Below are 5,016 nucleotides of genomic sequence, written 5' to 3'. Positions count from 1 at the left end.
CCAAGACGGCCCCGCGCTCGGCGGGGTCGCGCGAGCCTGCGTGGCGCGCTCCACCTGCCCCGTCGTGATCGTCGCGATCCCGCCGCAGCGTGCGGACGTACCCGAGCCGCGCCGCGTTCCGGCCGCTTCGGAAATGACGCGGACGCCTGTGGCGAGTGCCCGTGCCCTCGACCCGCGCACAGGCGGGTCGCCGGACCGCGGGCGACCCGACCCCGGTTCCTGGAAGGCGCCGTCGTGAAGGCCGACTCGTTCGAGGCGCTCGACGCCGACCGCGACATCATCGAGGTGACGGTGGGCGGCGGGGTCGTCACACTGTCCAGGACGGTAGACCAAGCCTCCACGGCCGCGTATGCGGTCCGGCTGATGCGCGAAGTACCCGGGGTCATCGACGTCGTCGGCAGGCTGCACTGGCGGGTGGATGACAGCGGCCCGGTCTGCGCTTAGTCCGCGAGCCCCAGCCTGGCAGCCGCGTCGTGCAGGCGGTCGCGGGCGTCAGGGTGGGCGGTGCGCTCTATCAGGTGCTCGGCCTGGGTCCGCTGGTCGTAACCCATGAGGTCGGCGCGGCCCTGGTCGGTGACGACGGCGGTGTGCTGGAACGAGGTCACCGGGGTGGTCAGCTGCGGCACGATGGTGGAGGTGCCGCTCTTGGCGTGCCACGAGGGCAGCGCGATGATCGCCTGGCCGTCGGCGGAGTGCAGCGCGCCGACGACGAAGTCGGTCTGCCCACCGAAGCCGGAGTAGATCCGGTCATGCGCATAGGACGCGTTGGCCTGTGCGAAAAGGTCGACTTGCAAGGCGGTGTTGATCGAGGTCATCGAGGGCTGCGCGGCGATGCGGGCCGGATCGTTGACGGTCTCGGTGCGCAGCATCCGCAGCGCCGGGTTGCGGTCCGCCCAGGCGTACAGCTCCTCGGAACCGAACAGGAACGACGCGGTGATCGGCGCATCCTGGTCTAAGGCGAAGTGCGCGGCCAAGTCGGCGACCCCGTCGCTGATCATCTCCGACCAGATCCGCAGTCCTTCGCGCCGCGTGAGCGCGGCGAGCACCGCATCCGGAACCGCGCCGATGCCGGTCTGCAGCGTCGCGCCGTCGCCGATCATCGGGGCGACGTGCGCGCCGATCGCGGCTGCCGTCGCCAGAGCGGCCGGATCGGAACGCCGGGCAGGTGAGGGCAGTGGCCAGTCCAGTTCGAACGCGAGGTCGACGGCGTCCAGGGAAATCTGCGCGTCGCCGAAGGTGTACGGCATGTTCCGGTTGATCTGCGCGACGACCAGTCCGCCGCGGGCCAGGGCCTGCTCTATCGCGGCCGGCAGGATGTCGACCTCGATGCCGAGGGAGAGCTTGCCGTCGCGCGGCGGCGCGGTGTGCAGCAGCACGATGTCCGGCCGGTGGGTCCTGGCCAGGATCTGCGGAACGAGGGACAGACGCGCGGGCAGGTAGTCGAGCGTCGTCAGCCCCCGCATGCCCGGCCCCACGAACGGGGTTTCGTGCCGCACCCCGCTGCGCACCGGGATGCCTGTCTGCGCGCCGAGTTGGAAGAGGCGATACGTCGGGAGCGCCTTGTCCGCGAGTTCCAGCAGCTGCCGGGGCGTCGCGAAGTTCCCGGAGACCACGACCCGGGGTTCCCGGCCGCTGAAGGTTTCCAGGGCGTGGGCCAGCCGTGTGGAGTCGACGGTTCTCATACCCCGACGGTATGTGCAGCGCAACATGGCGCCGTAGGGACCAAGTGCCCGCTTGCGCCACCTGAACGTCCCGACCGACAGCGCGCCGTGCGCGGCGTCAGCACGGGACCTAATGCCCTGACGCTTTGCGACGAGTCGGCGGATGCTAATGATGCCCGGCGCAGCCGCCGGGCCGCCGGGCCGCCGGAAAGGATGATCAACGTCATGGCCACCCGGCCCGGACCGCGCGTGATCGTCGGCGTGGACCGCTCCCCAGGTGAAAGGAACCTGTCATGGGCGCGACGGTACTGCGAGAGGACCTCGTTTCCTACGCGCTCCTGACCGACGGGACCTGCGTCCAGATCCGCGCGGCCGGTCCGACGGATTGGCAGGCGGTGTACGACTTCGCCGCCGCCCTGCGGCGGGAGAGCGTCTACCGCAGGTTCTTCGGTTTCCCCCGCGACCCGGGCAAGAGCGTCGCCGGCGCGGTGTGCGCCCCCGTGCCGGACGAGGTGCCTGCCGCGCGCGGCGCCCTGCTCGCCCTGCTCGGCGATCGGGTCGTCGGCCTTGCGGAATGGATCCGCGCCGACCACCCCGACGAGGCGGAGCTCGCCTTCGCGGTCGAGGACGGCCTGCACGGGCACGGCGTGGCCACCTTGCTGGCCGAGCACCTGCTCGACCTCGCGCGCCGGGTCGAGCTGCGCCGGTTCGTCGCGATCACCCAGGCCGACAACCGCGCCATGCTGAACGTGTTCGCGTCGCTGGGGATCGCGGTGGAGCGCGTCTGGGACGAGGGGACCTGCTCGCTGTCGATCGACCTGGAGCCCGGACCGGCCGGCCGCGAAGCACTACTGGACGTCGAGGCACGCCGTGAGCGGATCGCCGACGACGCCAGCCTGCGGCGGATTCTGCAACCGAGCCGCGTCGCGGTCATCGGCGACCCGGACGATCCGGCCACCCGGACGGTTCGCGACAATCTGCGCGTCTTCACCGGCCGGGTCGAGACGGCCGGCCCGGACGGCCGCGACCTGCCGCCCGACGTGGAGATCGACCTCGCCGTGATCACGTCGCCGCCCGCCGTCGCGCTTGAGGCGGCCCGCGCCTGCGAGCGGCACAAGGCGCACGCCCTGATCGTGACCGCGACCGGCTTCGATCCGCCGACCGGGCGGGCGCTGCTGGCCGTGTGCCGGAGTGCCGGGATGCGCCTGCTCGGGCCGGGCAGCCTCGGGCTCGCCGAGCCGGGCGGCGACAAGCACCTGAACGCGACCCTGGCAGCCGGGCCGATAGCGCCGGGCCACACCGGGATAGCCGTGCAGTCCGGCGGCGTCGGCCTCGCGCTGCTCAGCCACCTGACCCGCCTCGGCATCGGAGTCAGGTCCTTCGCCGGGGTCGGCGAGAAGTACGACCTGAGCGCCAACGACCTGCTCATGCACTGGGAGCGGGACCCCGACACCCGGCTCGGCCTGCTGCACGTGGAGTCCTTCGGCAACCCGCGCAAGTTCGCGCGCACCGCGCGCAGGCTCTCGCATCGCATCCCGCTGCTGGCCGTGGACCCGGAGCAGTCGCCGAGCCAGGCGCGCACCGCCCTGTACGCGCAGGCCGGAATCACCACCGTGCCCTCGCTCGGTGCGCTGACGGCCGCCGCAGCCCTGCTCGCCCATCAGCCCGCCCCGCGCGGCCGACGCGTCGCAGTGCTCGGCAACACTCACGGAATGGTGAGCCTCGCCTCGGCGGCGTGCGTCAGGGCAGGACTCGACATCGTGACGGCCGCGAACATCGCACCGGACGCCGACCTGCGACACATCCATCAGGCCTTGGCGCAGGTCGCCGGGCGCGACGCGTGCGACGCGGTGCTGGCGGCGCTCGCCCCGACCGCGAGGCATACACCGATCGACGGGCTCAGCCGTGCTGTGATTCCCGAGAGCGTGCCGCTGCTGGTGGTGCTCGTCGACCAGCCCGAGACGGTCGCGGTGCGAGCCGATGTCTCCGGGTGCTGTATTCCCAGCTACGGCGACGCCGAGGTGGCCGCGCAGGCCCTGGGCGCGGCCGCGGCCGCGCGCCGCACCGACCCTGACGAGCTGCCGCCGGACGAACCCGCCGGGATCGACCGCCGCGCCGCCGCCGGCGTTATCGAGGACTGTCTGGCCGATACCCCGCGAGGCAGAGGCCTGGATCCGCCTGAGCGGGCGGCGCTACTGGAAGCGTTCGGAATCCGCTCCTCGGAGACACCCGCGCCTGCGACCGCCGCGCACACCCTGAACGCGACCGCGTGGCAGGATTTCGTCTTCGGTCCCCTGCTGACCTGCGTGACTGGCTCCGATGTGGCTCCTGCGGCCGTGTTGCTGGCTCCTGCCAGTGCGCGGGACCTGACGGATATGGCCGTACGGGCGCTCGGCGACCCGATCCAGGGCTCTGAGCAACTCGTCGACCTGCTCGCCCGTGTCGCAGCCCTCATCGACAGCTGCCCACAGGTCGCCTTCGCGCGCCTCACCATCCGGATCGACGACAACGGCGTTCTCAGCGTCGAGCCGAGCGACGTGACGGTCGCCCCCACAGAACGTGCCGACCCTTATCTGCGGCGCCTGCGTCGAGCTCCGGTCGAGTAGATCCCGATCCGATGCGTTCGACGTATGGGGGGCTCTTCGAAGTTCGCGGTGGCTCGATGGCGGCTGTAGATCGCGTGGCGGGGAGGTGACCATGGACCGGCCTGGTCAGGACCTTCGGCAGGCTCCGCGAGAGCTGGTCGGCGACCAGACTCAAGGTGAGCGCGAAGCGCAATATGCGAACACAGGCAGACGGATTGGAAGCGAGTTCCCATGGCAACACAGCACGGATTGCACACCGGCGGTAGGTTCCACTGGTCCACGCCCCGGGCCGCGACCTCCGCCGCCGCCGAGACCACGGCGAGCGCGGTCGGCGTGCGCGAGAGCGCCATCGCGGCGCTGCGGGTCGGCACCGGGTTCGTGTTTCTCTGGGCGTTCCTGGACAAGACCTTCGGGCTCGGCTACTCGACCTCTTCGGCCCACGCCTGGATCAACGGCGGCTCCCCGACCAAGGGCTTCCTCGGCGGCGTCTCGGCCGGTCCCTTCCAGTCCACCTTCCACGCCTGGGCCGGCCAGGGCTGGGCGGACTGGCTGTTCATGCTCGGACTGCTGGGCATCGGTCTGGCGCTGGTCACGGGCGTCGGGCTGCGGATCGCCGCGGTCGCCGGCACGCTGATGGTGGCCCTGATGTGGCTCGCGGTCTACCCGCCTGCCCGGCACGCCGCGGACGGCACCGCGACCGGATCGTCCAACCCGTTCGTCGACGAGCACGTGATGGACGCCCTGGCCCTGATCGCGGTGGCAGCTTTCGG

The 5,016-nt window shown here is 71.6% G+C and carries 4 protein-coding genes and 1 pseudogene; 4 read left to right on the top strand and 1 reads right to left on the bottom strand.

Features of this window, described 5'->3' with window-relative positions; genetic code table 11:
• Nucleotides 1–238: pseudogene (locus tag VGZ32_RS04985) on the top strand (hypothetical protein); the annotation flags it as partial.
• Complete coding sequence (locus VGZ32_RS04980) at nt 235–444, top strand: BON domain-containing protein (RefSeq protein ID WP_326884620.1); 210 nt, start codon at nt 235–237, stop codon at nt 442–444. The pseudogene VGZ32_RS04985 and the gene VGZ32_RS04980, both read left to right, overlap by 4 nt.
• On the opposite strand, the gene VGZ32_RS04975 is transcribed toward VGZ32_RS04980, so the two are convergent.
• Nucleotides 441–1,682, bottom strand: coding sequence for an acetyl-CoA hydrolase/transferase family protein (locus VGZ32_RS04975; protein ID WP_326884619.1), 1,242 nt, complete (start codon nt 1,680–1,682; stop codon nt 441–443). The two genes, VGZ32_RS04980 and VGZ32_RS04975, sit on opposite strands and share 4 nt — an antisense overlap.
• 272 nt (nt 1,683–1,954) lie before the next feature.
• Between VGZ32_RS04975 and VGZ32_RS04970 the strand changes: the two genes are divergently transcribed.
• Together VGZ32_RS04970 and VGZ32_RS04965 are read left to right on the top strand one after the other, a co-directional pair.
• Nucleotides 1,955–4,267, top strand: coding sequence for a GNAT family N-acetyltransferase (locus VGZ32_RS04970; RefSeq protein WP_326884618.1), 2,313 nt, complete (start codon nt 1,955–1,957; stop codon nt 4,265–4,267).
• A 210-nt stretch (nt 4,268–4,477) separates the two neighbouring features.
• A partial coding sequence (locus VGZ32_RS04965; RefSeq protein WP_326884617.1) for a hypothetical protein occupies nt 4,478–5,016 on the top strand: 539 nt, incomplete at its 3' end.

The sequence above is a fragment of the Actinocrinis sp. genome, from assembly GCF_035938995.1.
Lineage (GTDB): Bacteria > Actinomycetota > Actinomycetes > Streptomycetales > Catenulisporaceae > DASZGI01.
This window is presented reverse-complemented; position numbering and strand designations above follow the sequence as displayed.